Source organism: Oerskovia gallyi, assembly GCF_014836745.1.
Lineage (GTDB): Bacteria > Actinomycetota > Actinomycetes > Actinomycetales > Cellulomonadaceae > Oerskovia > Oerskovia paurometabola.
Window position 1 is genome coordinate 67565 of record NZ_JACSQE010000001.1, and the last position, 17081, is coordinate 84645.

Annotated in this window: 11 protein-coding genes; 4 read left to right on the forward strand and 7 right to left on the reverse strand. The window is 71.1% G+C overall.

What is annotated here, in order from left to right; genetic code table 11:
* Positions 1-45 precede the first annotated feature (45 nt).
* The 4 genes from H9640_RS00295 to zorA all read right to left on the reverse strand — a co-directional run bounded on the left by H9640_RS00295 (position 46) and on the right by zorA (position 7308).
* A complete protein-coding gene (locus tag H9640_RS00295; protein ID WP_191788764.1) occupies positions 46-3018 on the reverse strand; it encodes a DEAD/DEAH box helicase in 2973 nt (990 codons plus the stop codon).
* A gap of 61 nt (positions 3019-3079) precedes the next feature.
* Positions 3080-4678 (reverse strand): EH signature domain-containing protein, encoded by a 1599-nt coding sequence (locus H9640_RS00300; protein ID WP_191788765.1) that lies wholly within the window; start codon positions 4676-4678, stop codon positions 3080-3082.
* Position 4679: 1 nt separating this feature from the next.
* Entirely contained in the window at positions 4680-5474 is a 795-nt protein-coding gene (locus H9640_RS00305) for an OmpA/MotB family protein (protein ID WP_318243571.1), read from the reverse strand.
* The gene (gene zorA / locus H9640_RS00310) at positions 5440-7308 is read right to left on the reverse strand and encodes an anti-phage ZorAB system protein ZorA (protein WP_191788767.1); all 1869 of its coding nucleotides are present in this window, start codon (positions 7306-7308) and stop codon (positions 5440-5442) included. Before zorA ends, H9640_RS00305 begins: the two co-directional genes overlap by 35 nt.
* 315 nt (positions 7309-7623) lie before the next feature.
* Between zorA and H9640_RS00315 the strand changes: the two genes are divergently transcribed.
* Genes H9640_RS00315 through H9640_RS00325 form a run of 3 tightly spaced genes read left to right on the forward strand, consistent with a single transcriptional unit; the run spans position 7624 to position 10224 of the window.
* Positions 7624-8151, forward strand: a complete 528-nt coding sequence (locus H9640_RS00315) for a hypothetical protein (protein ID WP_191788768.1) — start codon at positions 7624-7626, stop codon at positions 8149-8151.
* Between the two features lie 49 nt (positions 8152-8200).
* Entirely contained in the window at positions 8201-9310 is a 1110-nt protein-coding gene (locus tag H9640_RS00320; RefSeq protein WP_191788769.1) for a 5'-nucleotidase, read from the forward strand.
* Positions 9311-9321: 11 nt separating this feature from the next.
* Complete coding sequence (locus H9640_RS00325; RefSeq protein ID WP_191788770.1) at positions 9322-10224, forward strand: DUF1353 domain-containing protein; 903 nt, start codon at positions 9322-9324, stop codon at positions 10222-10224.
* Positions 10225-10319: 95 nt separating this feature from the next.
* On the opposite strand, the gene aceB is transcribed toward H9640_RS00325, so the two are convergent.
* Both aceB and aceA read right to left on the reverse strand, forming a co-directional pair.
* Complete coding sequence (gene aceB / locus H9640_RS00330; protein WP_191788771.1) at positions 10320-12104, reverse strand: malate synthase A; 1785 nt, start codon at positions 12102-12104, stop codon at positions 10320-10322.
* Between the two features lie 105 nt (positions 12105-12209).
* Positions 12210-13472, reverse strand: a complete 1263-nt coding sequence (gene aceA, locus H9640_RS00335; protein ID WP_225226523.1) for an isocitrate lyase — start codon at positions 13470-13472, stop codon at positions 12210-12212.
* 420 nt (positions 13473-13892) lie between these two features.
* Between aceA and H9640_RS00340 the strand changes: the two genes are divergently transcribed.
* Positions 13893-15344 carry a helix-turn-helix domain-containing protein gene (locus tag H9640_RS00340; RefSeq protein WP_191789120.1) on the forward strand — a complete coding sequence of 484 codons (1452 nt, stop codon included), beginning with the start codon at positions 13893-13895 and terminating at the stop codon, positions 15342-15344.
* On the opposite strand, the gene H9640_RS00345 is transcribed toward H9640_RS00340, so the two are convergent.
* Positions 15341-16936: a methionine--tRNA ligase gene (locus H9640_RS00345; protein ID WP_191788772.1), complete on the reverse strand. Its 1596-nt coding sequence runs from the start codon at positions 16934-16936 to the stop codon at positions 15341-15343. The genes H9640_RS00340 and H9640_RS00345 overlap by 4 nt on opposite strands.
* Between the last annotated feature and the right edge of the window lie 145 nt (positions 16937-17081).

Consider the following 17081-nt stretch of genomic DNA (forward strand, 5'->3'; position numbering starts at 1 on the left):
CGGGTGCGCTCCGTCGTCGGACTGAAGGGCCTAGGAGCGGGCCCTTCAGTCCGTGAGCCCCAGCGCAGCCACGACCTCTTGCTCCCCCACGGCCTCGGGCACGACGATCGCGTCCCGCAGCGTCGACTTCTGCTGCAGCAACCGGTCCAGGTTGAGGTCGAACGACGTCGTGTCCGGGTGGAGGGCCATCGGGAGGTAGACGTGGACGGGCCGGGTCTGACCGATCCGGTAGATGCGGTCCGTGGCCTGTGCCTCCTTGGCAGGGTTCCAGTGCCGTTCCAGGTGGATCGCGTGGTTGGCCCCGACGATCGTCAGCCCCACCCCGACCGCGAGCGGCGACATGATGATGACGTTGAATCCCGGGATCTGCTCGAACTCCCCGATGATCCCCTTGCGTGTCGCCCCGCCACCGACCGCCGCAGTGTCCCCGTTGACGACACGGACCCGCAGCCGGTAGCGCTCCTGCAACCACAGGGCGAGGCGAGCCTGGACCTTCTTGTTGATGACGAACACGATGACCTTCTCGTCCACCGCCCGCACCTCGTCGATGACCTGGACCGCCGCGAGCATGCGCGCGGACAGGGCGAGGTCAGCGGGATCGCTCGACAGAGGCGCGTCCCCCGACGCCGACGGGTGGAGACTCACGCCACGCAGGGCCTGGACGGTCGCGAGCGCCGCCCCGCGGACCCCCGGGCCGTGGCGCCGGTAGCCCTCGAGCACCGCGTCGTACGCATCGCGCTGAGGAACGGGCATGACGACGCCGAGTTCTGGGCGGGCGACCTGGGCGGGCCCGCCCTCGGGGCCGTAGACCGTCTTAGGAGGCAGGTCCTTGAGGTGGTCCTCCTTGATCCGCCGCAGCATGAACGGGCCCACGAGCTCACGCAGCTCCTGCCCGATCCGGGACTTCTCCTCGCTCGGAGCCTTCTCCATCCGCGAGACCCACTGCGTGCGGAACTCGGCCCAGGAGCCGAGGAGTCCCGGCTGGGCGGCGTCCATGAGGCACCAGAAGTCGAGCATCTTGTTCTCGACCGGAGTTCCCGTGGCCAACAGCATGAAACGCGCCTTGAGCGCCTTCGCAGCCCGGGTACGCAACGCGTCAGGGTTCTTGATGGTCTGGGCCTCGTCGAACACGACCGCACCCCAGTCGACCTGAGCCAGCGAGAGCTGGTACGAGGCGAGCGTCTCGTACGTCGCGAGCACCAGCCGGCCCGGCATGTCGAGGCGACTCCTGCCGTGCTCCGGACCGATCTTCAGCGAGAAGCGGATCGCGTCGGCACGCAGCATGCCGCGGTCGTCGAGGTTCACGACGCTCGCCGTGGTCTCCTTACCGCGCCCCAGCTCCTGGAAGGCCGTGATGCCCTTGCCCTGGAGCACTACGACGTCCTCGAACGGGTTCGTCGCGAAGGTCGCGTCGATCTCCGCCTGCCAGTTCTCGATCAGCGAGACCGGGAGGACCGCGAGCGTCGGGCGCACCGTCCCGCCACGTGCGCGCTGCGCCTCGAGGAACTCTCGCAGCGCGACGAGCGTCATGTAGGTCTTGCCCAGGCCCATGTCGTCCGCGAGGATCGCGCCCTGGACGCGCGAAGGGTCGCCGTCGGGCTTGAGGAGAGACGCGGTCATGAGCCGCACCATCCACTCGATACCCTCGCGCTGGTGCGGGTACGGCGAGCGCAGGAGGCTCGCGTAGTCGACCGGACGAGCAGGAGGTGTGCTCGACGCGGAGGCCCGGAGCGCTTCGCCCACGTCCTGGACGTCCGCGACGTGGACACCGACCTGAACCGTCCGAGGGGTCGCCGGGTCCTCAAGGTCGGTCCGTTCGGCGTCGTCGCCCGGTTCAGAGATCAGTGTCTCGTCGAGGAGGCGATCACGTGCCGTGGCGAGCTCGCTGTCGACCGTGGACCTGTCGCTGATGTCGACCAGCTGGTCACCGACCGCGATGACGGATCGCCCCTGGTCCTGCGCGGCGCGCACGTCCTGCTCGACCGTGTCCAGCTGAGGGAGGGTGGCGATGAGCCCCGCGAGGATGCTCGCCGGCTGCACGCCGTCCGACTCCCCGAACCACGAGATTCCCGACTCGCTCGCGTCGGCGAAGGTCTGCGGGACGATGATGCCCACGCCTGCGACGCGCACCCCGAAGTTCAGCTCGACGTCGACGAGCTCGTGGTCGAAGAACTGACCCGGCGCCGTGAGGAAGTCCCGTGCCCTCTCTGCCGGGATGCGGGGCGTGGCCAGCACGTCCCGCACGCCTGCGAGGCGCTGCTCGTCGAGGAGGACCAGCTGCTCGTCGACGCGCAGGACGCCGGCCCGGCGGTCGCCCTCGATCTGGTGCCACCTGCTCGCCAAACGATCCGGGTCGACGTCGGGCCCCAGGTCGGGAGAGATGTGCAACGAGCCGTCGCGCTGCTCGTCGACCAGGAGCCCGACCCGGTCCGGGACAGTGGTGGACCAGCTCGTGAGGTGTCCCAGCGGAAGCGGGAAGGGCTCGTCGCGGTCCGGGTCGTCGGGCAGGGAGATCCTGGCGGCCTGGAGCTCGGCGACGAGACGGACGTTGTTCGCCTCGGTGCGGTCCTCGAAGGCCAGTGCCTCGTGGTGCTCGACGGCGCAGATCACCTTGAGCGCGCGGGGCGAGAGTCGGTAGCGGGTCGCCGTACCGATCGTCAGCACCGGACCGTCGCGGCGGCACGGCTCCAGGTGGCTCCCGATGCGGGCCCGGAGCGTGACCGAGAACGACCGAGACGTCGTGTTGCCACGCACCTCCGGTTCGAGGGTTCCGGGCAGGCGCCGCGGGAGACCGAGGACCTCGGCTTCGTCGTCGCCCAGACGGGCCACGTCGGCCGAGCGCATCGCGAAGCCGTTGGGCAAGGGGTAGGCCGCGCCCTGCTCGGCGAGCATCTCGAGGACCAGGTGCTGTTCCTGGGCGGACCGCTGCCCTTCGCCCCGGCGCAGCAGCGCGAGGTCCGCGGGCGTCGTGACGAAGTTGGCGCCGTCGGAGTCGTACGACACGGCGAAGAGCCGCATGGGTGACCCAGCGTCATCAGGGCGCATGCGCCGGGCTCGCAGGATGTCACGCAGGCCCATGTCAGCTCCTCAGGGGGGTCGCGCCTCGGACAGGAAGTCCGAAACGGTGCTTGAGCGTCAAGTAGTCCTCGGGGGTCAGCAGGCGCTGGGGGTCGACCGGCGCGCCGAGGGTCTCGATCAGGAACTTCAGGGCAGCGTGCTGCCACGTCGTGGCGTAGTGGGTGATACCGACGTGAGCACGCCGACCGGCAGGGTGCTGTTGGGCGTGGAGCTCGGGGATGTCCTTGATGAGTTCGTCCGGCGAGTAGTTCCGCCGCGACCGGTCGAGCAGCCGGGCGACGGGGCGACCCGCGTAGACCCAGAGCTTGAAGCTGTGGGAGCCCTCGACGATGTGGAAGTCCCCGCAGTCGAGAAAGACGATGGCGGTGTCCGACCGTTGAGTGAGGTGGGTGGCATCCGTCCGTCGCGCGCCGAGCTGGCGCTTGACCGACACGCTGGCACCGCTGCCGAGGAAGATGCGAGACTCGCGCACCAAGCCACTCTCGTAGAGCCCCCACAGGAAGGTCTTGCGGGCGGGGAACATGCGTTGCAGGTCAGCGTTCCGGGTGATCAGTCCGTGGTTCTCCACTGCCGTGAGGAAGAGCCGCAGGTCCTCGACGCTCATCCAGCGGACAGCCTTGTCGCGGGCAGCCTGCGGCAGCGGTTCCCACCATCTGTGCCACAGCGCCTGTCGTTGGAGTCGTGGGTCCCCACCGATCTTCACGATCGCGTCGAGCCACTCGTTGCACGGCGCGACGTCTGGCTTGTCCGTCATGGCGACCAGGATCTGGTGCCCGAAGTAGGTGCCACCGGCGCCCAGGGACTCCACGACGGTCTTCGACGTGAGCTCCGCCAGGAAGCCGAGCCCTTCGGCGCGCGTGTGGTCGGCCGCCCTGATCGTCTCGAGGAAGAGGGCTTCACGGACGCGGATGCCGTACCGGCCGTTGACGTGCCCGTTGATACCGATGACGCGCAGCCAGTCCCCGAGCGCCGTCTCTGTGGCGCGCAGCCCCTGCGCGACGGCTCGCGGTGCCTCGATATCGAGGAGGAACTCGGAGTTGTACCGGAAGGCGTCGACGATGTCGCGGCTCGCGGGTGGGTTCGGCGGTGGTGGTGGTGGCGGGACGGGAGTCCCTCCGTGGGGTGGAGGCGGTGGTGGCAGTGCCGGCGCGCGAGTCCTGCGGACCGGGACCTGCGTCACGGCTCGTTCCACGGCCGTGCTCGTGGCCTCGAACAGCCCCGGGGACCAGGAGTCGAGGCGGTCGAAGTGGGTCAGGAACATCGAGGCGAGAGCCGCGACGAGCAGCCGGGAGGGACGAGGGGTCTGTGAGTCGACGAGCAGCGACACGACGGCTGGGGTCATCGACGCGCGGGCACGTTCACGGTCCTCCGACCAGACCGTCACGACGGCGCGTGCGAAGCGTCGCTCGGGAAGACGTGCGGAGAGCAGATCGATCCGCCCGGAGTCGATCAGTCGGCGGACCTCGGCGAGCAGCAGGTCGAACTGTAGGCCCGTACCGGCACGGGCCGTGAGGCGCTGGGCACGGCTCGTAAGCCGGTCCCACGAGTCGAAGGACCCGACGGGCCATCCAGGAAGGAACAGCTCGGGCCTGGTCCCCATGTCAGGGCACCTGGCCGGTCGCGTCGGCATTCTCGAGGATCTCCGCGAGATTCTCCGCCGTCGGACGGACCACCGTGAACCGCACGTCGATGCGGCGGTTCGCCGCACGGTCGATGTCCGTCTCCTGAACGTTCGTCGCGGGTCGCGTCTCGCCGTAGCCAGAGACGGAGAACAGGGGGCTACCGTCCGTTCGGCGCAGGTCGTCGAGGCCTCCGTCGTCGGGCAAGGAGGTCTCCCACAGACGCCACAGCGAGATGGCGCGGAACGTCGAGAGCCCCCAGTTGCCGGTGCCCTCGAGCCCGTCGAACGACTGGTTGTCGGTGTGTCCCTCGACGAACACCGTGTCGAGGTAGCGGAAGCGCTCGTCGTGGCGCAGGGAGTCGTCGATCGCGGCCCCGATCGCGAGGGCGACGTCCCGGTGCTCGGGCCGGATCTCGAACGAGGCCGAGTCGAAGCCCAGGAGCGCTGTCGGGATGCTCAGGACGGAGTTGTCCTGGCTGACGATGACGTCGATGCCCTGCGCCTGGAGCGTCGAGGCCACCTCGACCAGCACGTCCGATCTGACCTCCTCGGCGTGCTGCAGTGAGGTGATCTGGTCCGAGAACAGGCTGCGTTGCTCCTGTGCCGTCCTCTGCTCGGCGGCCAGGGCCTCCTGCTTCTCCGTGAGCTGGAGGACCAGCGCGACCACGGCCAGGATGAAGACGGCCAGGAGAGCCGTCATGAGGTCCGAGAAGGAGATCCAGTACGGGTTCTCCGCCTCTTCACGAGAGCGAGCTCTTCCCCGCGTCCTGCGCACCGATCTTCACCCCCATCTCGTCGATGACCTCGGAGAGTGCGTTGGTCGCTTCGAGCATCTGCGAGGAGAACGTGTGCGTGTGCTTGTTCCAGTCGCTCATCCGCTCGGAGGTCTGGTGGTGGACCTGGTCCGAGTACTGGTCGAGCCAGTCCTTGAGCGAGGCGGAGTGATTGTCGACCTGCGACTTGAGGCTGATCAGGAAGGCCTCTTGGTGTGCGCGCATCGTGTCGAAGGTGGACCCTGCGGCCCGAGCCGCCTGACTGAGCCGCTCGGTCGCGTCGAGAGAGGCTGCGTTGACCTCCCCGAGAGCGGCCGTGTGCCTCTCCAGGGCTGCTGCTGCTCGGGCATGGGCGTCGGCCGTTCCCTCGAGTGCCTGGGCGCCTGCATTCAGTGACGACTCGAACCGCGCGCTCGTCTGCGTGAAGGTCTGGGCAGTGCCCTGCAGGGTGGTCGACGAGGCGTCGAGAGATGTGGTCGCGGCCCCCATCTTCGTGGCGGCGGAGTCGAGCCCCAAGGTTATCGCCGTGAGCGAGCCATCGAGCAGGCGAGCCTGGCGTGCCGTGAGCTCGGACAGCTCGGTGAGCTGCGCGCGGAAAGCCTCGGCTTGCTCTGACGTGGCCGACGACTGCGCGGCTGCGCTCTCCTTCAACAGGACGATCGCGCCGCCGACCTTGTCCGAGACCGAGCTGAGCGCCGAGTCCAGCGTCGCCGACGCCGCGTCGAGCTGTTCGGCCTGGCGGGCGCCTAGTGACTCGAACGCGTCCGAGAGTCCCGCCACGGAGCTGTCGACCCGTTGGGCAACCGCGGCCACCGTGGCGTCGAGCGTCGAGGAGGCGGCTCCCAGCTGTTCGGCCTGGCGTGTCCCGATCGACTGGAAGGCGTCGGCGAACCTGTCGACGAGCTTCTCGAAGACCTCAGCGGACTGGGTCGCGGTGTTCTCGGCGAGGGAGGCCATGGAAGGAGCCATCGAGGTCTCGATGGCGCGGATCAACGCGTCCTGCATCTCTTGAGAGATGCCCGAAACTGCTTCCTGGAGCTGGGAGCCGATCTTCTCGTGCAGTGTGTTGAGGGCGATCGCGGAGTCGTCGGTGTGCTTCTCGACCTGCAGCAGTGATCGCTCAGGGGAGTGCAGGACGAAGAGCTCGTCGATACTCGTCTGGAACGCTGCGGCCTGGGCGGCGACGCGACGTTCGGCGACCTTCTCCCAGATGTTGACGACGAGGCTGGCCAGGACGCCCCAGACGGAGGCGGTGAAACCAAGGCCTGCCCCCTTGATCAGACCTTCGATACCGACCCGCATTTCCTCGACGGTAGCGCTCTCGCCGAGATTGAGGCTGTTCAGGCCGGTCGCCAGGCCGATGAACGTGCCGAGGAGCCCGAGGGCCGTCAGGACCGCTGGGGCGGCAGTGAGGAGCCGGTTGCTCACGAGCCGAGGCGCGATGCGGTCGGCGCTGAAGTAGTGGTCGGCCTCGACCGTGTTCAGGAGGGTGTCATGGCCCCGGGCACGGTCGTGGTGCTCGACGAGAGTCTCGTCGAACTCGCGCCAGAGCTCGCCCACTACCTTGGGCGTCCCCGTCGCGGACTTCCTGAGCAGCTCGCTGCGCTGGTTGAGGAGATTCTCCGAGGAGACGCCGTCGAGCTGGTCACGCAGCGCGGCGAGGGCTCTCTTGGCGGCTCGGTACTCCTTGATCGTGTAGAAGATGGCCCAGAGTGCGATCCCGACGATCATCAGAAAGAAGATGACGACGATCAGAGCATGGGTGTCGCCTCGCAAGGCGTTCGGGAAGTTGGGAACGAGGTTCCAGAGGGACTTGAGGATGCCGTCGTCGGACATCGGTGTGGTACTGCCTTTCGCACGGATGGGTGCCTCGAACACGACATCGTCAAGAGGCTCGCCGAATGTTCCCATGTGCGTACGAATCGTAGGGAATCCGTCCGGGTGAATTCACCCGCTCTCATGGTGCGTCACGTGCTGGCGGCCGGGGCGCCGGTGCAACCGCGTCGTCAGAACCTGACCGGCCGCCACCACGGCGCTCTCCTGGGGACCGGAGGGGCCTCGATCGCAGGCTGGGCCGACGTAGGGTGTCCTCGGTCCGCTCGTACCGATCACCGGAGGCAGCATGCACGTCGACACCACGAGCCTGCCCGCATGAGCGACGTCCGCCTGGGCCGGTGCGAGCAGTGCGGCGGCGACGTGCAGTGGCTGCCGTGCTACGACGGCCGCCGTCGGGCCTTCGCGCTGGACGAGGTCCGCAGCGTGCACGCGGGGGACGAGGTGCGCTGGTTCCTGACGTCGAACCGGGGGGCGGTGCCGGGTACGCAGCTCGCGTACAGGCCGACCATGCCGTTCCGGGTCCGGCACGTGTGCCAGCGCCAGCCCCTGGGGTACGGCACGGGGGGCGAGGACGGTATCGACAAGGCCAAGGCGTTGCGCTCGGCGCCGCAGGTGCGCGAGTTCCAGGTCCGTCCGCCGTACCGGTTCGGGTACCGCTGGGAGTCGGAGTGGGGGCACATCGTGCACCCGGACAGGGGTCTGTGCGGCGCCAAGGTGATCGGCGAGATGACGCCGCGCGAGGCCGCGCGCCTGCCGACCATGCCCATGTGCAAGGAGTGCGTCGTGCGGTACCGTCGCCGCCACCCGCAGGACCAGGTCCGCCGCCCGGTCGAGCCGTCCTGAGGCGCCGAACCGTTCCCGACGAACCCGCCAGTCCCGACGAAGGAGCCCCGTGCCGCCCTACGACCTCGATCACCGGCTCGTCGTCGGTGTCTCCTCGAGCGCCTTGTTCGACCTGTCCGACTCGCAGCGCGTCTTCGACGAGCAGGGGATCGACGCGTACCGCGGGTACCAGGACGAGCACCTGGACCGGACGCTGCGCCCCGGGGTCGCGTTCGAGTTCGTCCAGCGCCTCCTGAGCCTCAACGACCTGTCGCCCAGCGCGCAGGACCCGCTCGTCGAGGTCTTCGTCCTGTCGAAGAACGACCCGACGACGGGCCTGCGCGTCATGAGCTCGGTCGCGGCGCACGGGTTGCCGATCAGCCGGTCGATCTTCACGCAGGGCCTCGCGCCGTACGCGTACATCCCGGCGCTCAACATCTCGCTCTTCCTGTCGGGGGACGCGCGCGACGTCCGGACGGCGACCCTGCTGGGTCACCCGGCCGGGCAGGTCCTGGGGAGCGCCGCCGTCGGGCACGTCGCCGCAGCGGGCCCGACGGCGGAGCGCACGTCCGGTGTGCCCGTCGCCTCGGGTGAGAGCCCGGGCGAGGACTCGGACGGCGCGGCCGACGACGGCGCCCTGCGCGTGGCCTTCGACTTCGACGGCGTGCTCGCCGACGACAGCGCCGAGCGCATCTTCCAGTCGGACGGTCTCGAGCAGTTCCACCGGTACGAGAGCGCGCGCAAGGTCACCGAGCACCACGCGGGGCCGATCCTGCCCTTCCTGCGGGCGCTGAGCACGATCCAGCGCCGCGAGGAGGAGCGGGTGGTCGAGGACCCGACGTACCGCCCCCGGGTGCGCGTCTCGATCGTCACGGCGCGCAGCGCGCCCTCGCACGAGCGGGCCGTGAACACGCTGCGCTCGTGGGGCGTCACGGTCAACGACGCGTTCTTCATGGGCGGCGCCGACAAGGGGCGCGTGCTGCGGGTCCTGCGCCCGCACATCTTCTTCGACGACCAGCGCGGGCACCTCGACCCGGTGGCGCGCGAGGTCGCGAGCGTCCTGGTGCCGTACGGCGTGACGAACGAGGAGGTGCCGGTGGCGGCCGTTCCGGTCGAGCGGGGCCCCGACGGCGGAGCTCCCGCGCCCGCGCCGGCCCCGGTTCCTGCCCCGGCCGGCTGAGGCGGGTCGCCGTGCCGTTCGTCGCGCCGCTGCCCGGGGACCGGGACCGTTGGGGCCCGGCCGCGACGGTCGACCTGCGCCAGCTGCCGGTGTCCGGTCGGTGGAAGGTCTGGTTCGAGGTCCTCACCCCGTTCGGGTACACCTCTCGTCCCGCCGACGAGCAGAGCCGGACCGGCCCTGTGTGGCGCAGGGCGTCGATCGAGCAGACCGTCCCGGCGGGCCTCGTGACCGACCTCGCGTCGGTGCCCATGCCGCTGTGGGGCGTGATCGCGAGCTACGGGCGTCAGACGCTGCCCGCGATCCTGCACGATGCGACGTCGCGGGCGCTCGCGGACTCCGACGTACCGCCGAGCGGTCGGCGGGCCGCGCGACGCGATGCCGACCGTCTCTTCCGGGAGACCCTGCGCGAGACCGGCACGGGCCCGGTCCGGCGGTGGCTCATGTGGGCTGCGGTCCGGATCTTCGGGAGCCTGCCGGTCGCGGTCGTGTTCCTGCTCGCGGTCGTCGCCGGGCTCGTCGCGCTCGGCCTGGTGGTCGCGGGCGCGCTGACCGGGGGGACGGCCGGGCCCTGGCTCGTGGGTGCACTGGTCGTGACCGCGGTCGCGCTGGTCGTGCTGCTCGCCCAGGCGACGTGGGCCGGGGTCGAGAGTCGCCAGGGCCGTGCCGAGCGCTGGGTGCCTGCGGCGGTCGGCAGCATGCTCGGCGCGGTCGGGACCGGTCTCGTCGCGTTGCCGCTCCTGCTCCCGCTGATCGTGCTCACGTTCGTGACCGAGCTCGTCGTGGGGTTGGGGGAGGGCGGCCGTGCGGGTGTCCGGGCGCAGGACGCCCCGGCCGGCGGGCGCCGCATAGACGAAACCCCGACCGTGCGCATCACGTACCCGTCAGGCGAACCCGGAGCGCGAGAACGGGGTTGAGGTCGTCATCCCCTCGATGACGACCTCAACCCCGTTCTCGGCACCGGCCGGCCAGCCAGCCAGACAGCCAGCCGATGCCGGGCTGCGAGAGGTGGTCAGCCTGCTCGCGGCCCGTCCACGGGCGACCCGACCAGGAACTGCGAGTACGCCCCGATGGTCAGGAACGTCGGGAAGTCCTCGGCGAGGGCGACGGCGCGGAACACGTGCGCGGCGTCGTCGACCCGGTTGCCCTCGCCGCGCGGCAGGTCGTCGACGACCTCGGCGAGCAGCGCCTCGACGCGGGCCCGCGTGATGGGCACGCCGTTGTCGGTGCGCGTCCCGGACGCGATCCACTGCCACACCTGCGAGCGGGAGATCTCGGCCGTCGCGGCGTCCTCCATGAGGTGGTCGATCGCCGCGGCGCCCACGCCGCGCAGCCACGACTCGATGTACCGGACGCCGACCGAGACGTTGGACCGCAGCCCGGCCGCGGTGACCGTCGCGCCCGCACGGCGCACCGACCCGATGTCGAGCAGCTCGTGCTGCCCCACGCTCACGTCGTCGCGCAGGCGCGAGACCTGGTGCGGCCGGTCGCCCAGCACGGCGTCGAACTCGGCGCGCGCCGCGGGGATGAGGTCGGGGTGCGCGACCCAGGTGCCGTCGAACCCGTCGCCGGCCTCGCGACGCTTGTCCGCACGCACCTGCTCGAACGCCTTCTCGGTCACGTCCGGGCGGCGGCGGTCGGGGATGAACGCGCTCATGCCGCCGATCGCGTGCGCCCCGCGCCGGTGGCACGTCGCGACGAGGAGCTCGGTGTAGGCCCGCATGAACGGGGCGGTCATGGGCACCTGCGAGCGGTCGGGCAGGACGTACTGGTCGCCGCGCGTGCGGAACGACTTGATGACGGAGAACAGGTAGTCCCAGCGGCCCGCGTTGAGCCCCGCGCAGTGGTCGCGCAGCTCGTGCAGGATCTCCTCCATCTCGAACGCGGCGGGCAGGGTCTCGACGAGCACGGTCGCGCGGATCGTGCCCTGCTCGATCCCCAGGTACTCCTGCGCGAACACGAACACGTCGTTCCAGACGCGCGCCTCGCGGTAGCCCTCGAGCTTGGGCAGGTAGAAGTACGGTCCGCGGCCGCGCTCGACGAGCTCGCGCGCGTTGTGGAAGAAGTACAGCCCGAAGTCCACGAGCGACGCCGACGCCGAGACCGCCACGCCCGCGCGGTCGACGTAGCGCAGGTGCTTCTCGATGAGGTGCCAGCCGCGGGGCCGGAACACGATGGTCGGCAGGTCGGTCAGCTCGGTCGAGCGCAGCGCGTACTCCTTGCCCTCGGGAGAGGTGAACGCGAGCGTGCCGCGGATCGCGTCGTGGAGCGCGAGCTGGCCCTCGATCACGTTGCGCCACGTGGGCGACGACGCGTCCTCCTGGTCGGCGAGCCACACCTTGGCGCCCGAGTTGAGGGCGTTGATCGCCATCTTCGGGTCGGTGGGTCCGGTGATCTCGACGCGGCGGTCCTCGAGCCCGGGGGCGCCGTGCGAGCCGGCGACCTGCCACGACGGGTCGTCGCGCACGGGCCGGGTCGCGGCGCGGAAGTCGGGGTCGATCCCGTCGGCCACGTCCTGGCGGCGCTGCTGGCGGTCCATGAGCAGCCCGTGGCGGGCGGCCAGGAAGCGGTCGTGCAGCGCGGTGAGGAAGTCGAGGGCGCCCGGGGTCAGGATCTCGCGGTAGCGCTCGCCGAGGGGCCCGGTGACGTCCAGGGTGCCCGACGGCGTCGCGCGGGTAGGGCTGTCGACTCGCCCGTCGTGGTGGCCCGGCTGGGGGCCGGGGTGCTGACCGGACGAGGTGCGTGACGTCGTCGGGCCGGAGGAGTGGGTGCTGAGCGTGCTGGCGGTGCTGGGCATGGCTGGCTCCGATGGTCTGTGCCGCGAGGCGGAGGGGAGTCGTCGGGGTAGAGGGAGCCCTCTACCCCGACGCGGGACCTCCACCTCGGCGAGGCGGGGCGGGGCTTAGTGGAACTGGGCGGTCTCGGTGGACCCGGCGAGCGCGAGGGTGGCGCTGTCGGGGTTGAGAGCCGTGGCGACGCGGTCGAAGTAGCCGGTGCCGACCTCCCGCTGGTGGCGGGTGGCCGTGTAGCCGTCGGACTCGGAGGCGAACTCGGCCTCCTGGAGCTCGACGTAGGCGCTCATCGCGCGGTCGTTGTAGCCGCGGGCGAGCTCGAACATGGAGTGGGACACGGCGTGGAAGCCGGCCAGGGTGATGAACTGGAACGCGTAGCCCATCGCGGCGAGCTCCTTCTGGAAGCTCGCGATCTGGGCGTCGTCGAGGTGCTTCTTCCAGTTGAACGACGGCGAGCAGTTGTACGCGAGCTTCTTGTCGGGGTACTGCGCGTGGACGACCTCGGCGAACCGGCGGGCCAGCTCGAGGTCGGGCTCTCCCGTCTCGACCCAGATGAGGTCGGCGTAGGGGGCGTAGGCCAGGCCGCGCGAGATGACCGTGTCGATGCCAGGACGCGTCCGGTAGAAGCCCTCGGCCGTGCGCTCGCCCGTGAGGAACTCCTGGTCGCGCGGGTCGACGTCGGATGTGATGAGGTCGGCGGCGAGCGCGTCGGTGCGGGCGATGATGACGGTCGGGACCCCGGCGACGTCCGCGGCGAGGCGGGCCGCGTTGAGGGTGCGGATGTGCTGCGCGGTCGGGACGAGGACCTTGCCGCCCAGGTGGCCGCACTTCTTCTCGGACGCGAGCTGGTCCTCCCAGTGCACGCCTGCGGCCCCTGCCTCGATCATCGAGTGCATGAGCTCGTAGGCGTTGAGGGGACCGCCGAAGCCGGCCTCGGCGTCGGCGACGATGGGGGCGATCCAGTCGCGCTCGGGCGTCTGCCCGGCGGGCGATCCGGACCGCTCTGAGGTCTCGATCTGGTCGGCGCGCAGCAGCGCGTTGTTGATGCGGCGCACGACGGCCGGCACCGAGTTCGCGGGGTAGAGCGACTGGTCGGGGTACGTCTGGCCCGACAGGTTGGCGTCGGCCGCGACCTGCCAGCCCGACAGGTAGATGGCCTTGAGGCCCGCGCGGACCTGCTGCACGGCCTGGTTGCCGGTCATGGCGCCGAGCGCGGCGACCCACTCCTCGGTGTGGATGAGGTCCCACAGCTTCTCGGCGCCGCGGCGGGCCAGGGTCCGCTCCTCGCGCACCGAGCCGCGCAGGGCGACGACGTCCTCGGCCGTGTAGTCGCGCTGCACGTCGGACCAGCGGGGGTCGGTCGCCCAGGACAGGGCGAGGTCGGCGGCGGTCTGGCGCTGGTCGCCGGGCCGTGAAGGTGCGTGCCCGGTGGCGTGGCCGGACGGTGCGACGGAGGCCGTGACGTCCTCGGTCCGGGAGGTCGCGGACGCCCGGGGCGTGGCGTACTCGTTCTCGGAGCGGCGGCTGATGATGGGCGGGGTGGTCACGGGGTGCCTCCAGAGCTTCGTTGCGTGCGGTGGTACTCGTTCCGGCTCGCCGCCCGGATGAGCGGTGGCCGTGGAACGACCTTCCTTCGCCGCGCAAGGGGTCCACAAGGACTTCTTCGGCAGAAGAAATGCACTTCTTCTGTTGTGCGCAAGGAGTGGCGTGTGTCACCCTCAGTCATGGCATCTGACGCGCAGTCAGCACAGAAGTTCCTCGGACACCACGGCGGGGCGCCGCCGGGCGCCGCGATGCCCGTCGAGGACGAGGCCGACGCCCTGACGATCGGCCGTCGCGTCCGGCACCTGCGGACCGAGCGGGGCATGACCCTCGACGAGCTCGGGGCCGCGATCGGCCGGGCGCCCTCGCAGGTCTCCGTGATCGAGAACGGGCGCCGCGAGCCCAAGTTCTCCCAGCTCCAGGCCATCGCCCGGGCGCTCGGCGCGAGCGTCGAGGACCTGCTCTCGGCCGAGCCGCCCACGCGCCGCGCAGCCCTTGAGATCGAGCTCGAACGTGCCCAGCGCGGCCCGCTGTTCGCCTCGCTCGGGCTCGGCGCGGTGCGGGTCGGCAAGTCGCTCCCGAGCGACGCCCTCGAGGCGATCGTCGGCCTCCAGCGCGAGCTCGAGCGCCTGCACACCGAGCGGGCCGCGACCCCCGAGGAGGCCCGCCGCGCGAACACCGAGCTCCGCGCGACCATGCGCGCCCAGGACAACCACTTCCCCGAGCTCGAGACGACCGCGCGCGAGCTGCTCGACGGCGTCGGGCACGCGCGCGGTCCCATGTCGCAGCGCGTGGCCGCTGACCTCGCGACGCACCTGGGGTTCTCGCTGCACTACGTGCACGACCTGCCGCACTCGACCCGCTCGGTCATCGACCTGCGGCACCACCGCGTGTACCTGCCGAGCACGGGCACGCGCGCGTCGAGCGACCCGCGCTCGGCCCTGCTCCAGGCGCTCGCGTCGCACGTGCTGGGCCACCACGAGCCGCGCGACTACGGCGAGTTCCTGCGCCAGCGCGTCGAGGCCAACTACCTGTCGGCCGCGCTCCTGCTGCCCGAGCGCGACGCCGTCAAGCTCCTCAAGGAGGCCAAGGACGCACGCGAGATCTCGGTCGAGGACCTCCGCGACGCGTTCTCGGTGTCGTACGAGACCGCGGCCCACCGGTTCACGAACCTCGCCACGACCCACCTCGGCGTGCCCGTGCACTTCATGAAGATCCACGAGTCGGGGATCATCCACAAGGCGTACGAGAACGACGGCGTGCGCTTCCCCGCGGACCCCCTCGGGGCCGTCGAGGGGCAGTACGTGTGCCGCAACTGGACCGCGCGCACGGTGTTCGCGGTCGAGGACCGGCTGAGCCCGTTCAGCCAGTACACCGACACCCCGACGGGCACCTACTGGTGCACCTCGCGGGTCCAGGACTCCGACGACGGCCAGTTCTCGGTGAGCGTGGGCGTGCCGTTCGGGCACGTCAAGTGGTTCCGCGGGCGCGAGACGACCGAGCGCACGGTCTCGCGCTGCCCCGACGAGTCGTGCTGCCGTCGCCCGCCCGCAGCCCTGACCGAGCGCTGGGCGGACCGGTCGTGGCCGAGCGCGCGCCCGCACGCGAGCATGCTCGCCGCGATGCCGGTCGGGGCGTTCCCGGGCGTGGACCAGACCGAGGTGTTCCGCTTCCTGGAGTCTCACGCCCCGGCGCTGCGCTAGCGGTCAGTTCCCAGGCGGGGGAAGACCGGTGTCGGGTGGCCCACGCGGTCAGGTCCGGAGGCCTCGGCGACCTGCGGGGAGCCGAGCTGCTCGCGCAGGCGCGCGGCGCCGTCGGGCACGAACGGCGAGAGCTCGACCGCGACGACCCGGCACGCCTCGACGAGCCGTGCGAGGACCTGGTCGAGGCGCCCGCCCGCGTCCTGGTTCCCGGTGCGCTCGCGGGCCGCGAGCTCCCATGGCTTCTCCGCGTTGACGTACCGGTTGGCCGCGTCGACGACGCGCCGGACGGCCCTGGTCGCGGCTCGCAGGTCGGCGTCGGCGAGGGCCGCGTCCACGGCCGTCCCCACCTGCCCGACGGCGGCGCTCAGCTCGTCGGGGTCCGTCGCCCGGGCGCGCGGGATCGCGGGCACGGCGCCGCCGCGGAACCGGTGCACGAGCGTGAGCGTGCGGTTGACCAGGTTCCCCACGCCGTGCGCGAGCTCGTCGTCGTGCCGCGCGACGAGTCGCTCGGTCGTGAACTCGGCGTCGCCCAGGAGCGGGACCTCGCGCGCGAACCACCACCGCAGGGCGTCGGTGCCGAACACGTCCACGAGCCTGACGGGGTGCACCGCGGTGCCCGCCGACTTGGCGAGCTTGGCGCCACCGGCCGTGACGTAGTCGTGCACGTGGATCGTGGTGGGCAGCGGCTCGCCCGCCGAGAGCAGGAGCCCGAGCCAGTAGACCGCGTGGAAGCGCGTGATGCCCTTGCCGATCACGTGCACGCGCTCGTCGCCGCCGGACCACCAGGTGCGGTAGTCGTCCGCTGCTCCCGGGACGGCGGGGTCCGTACCGTAGCCCAGTGCCGTGACGTAGTTGGTCAGCGCGTCCCACCACACGTAGACGACCTGCGACGGGTCCCCGGGGACCGGGATGCCCCAGCCGTCCGAGCGGGTCGCGGGACGCGAGACGCTGAAGTCCTCGAGCCCCGCGTCGAGGAACGCGAGCACCTCGTTGCGCTTGGCGGCCGGGTTGATGCGCACGCGCCCCGACGTGATCACCTCGCGGATCGCGTCGGTGTGGCGCGACAGCCGGAAGAACCAGTTCTCCTCGACCACCCGCTCGGGCAGCGGCAGGTGCTCGGGGCAGCGGCCCGACGCGTCGAGCTCGTCGGGGGAGTAGAACTGCTCGCAGCCCGCGCAGTACAGGCCCTCGTAGGAACGCCGGTAGAAGTCCCCCGCCTCGGCGCAGCGCCGCCACAGCGCCTCGACGCCGGGGCGGTGCCGGGGGTCGGTCGACGTCGACAGGAAGTCGTCCGTGGACAGGGACAGCGCCGGGCGCAGCGCGCGGAAGTCCTCGACGTGCTCGGCGACGAACGCCCCGACCTCGCGATCCGCCGCGCGGGCGGCGCTGACGTTCTTGAGGGCGTGGTCGTCGGTGCCCGTGAGGAAGCGGGTCGGGCGTCCGCGCAGGCGGGCGTGCCGGGCCAGGACGTCGGTCTGGACGAGCTCGAGCGCGTGGCCGAGGTGCGGGTCGCCGTTGACGTAGGGGATGGCGGTCGTGACGTAGAAGGTGGGCCGGGCGGGCGCGCCGGCTGGGGAGGTCTGGGCGGTCATGGCGGGAGTCCTCTCGGGGACGACGGGCACCCTCGACGGGTGCGGTGGCGCCTCGACCGCACCAGGCCCGGACACACGAAAGGCCTCGCTGCGGCGAGGCCTTGGGTGGTGGAGCGCGTCAGCGCATCACGAAGGGCCCCGGGTG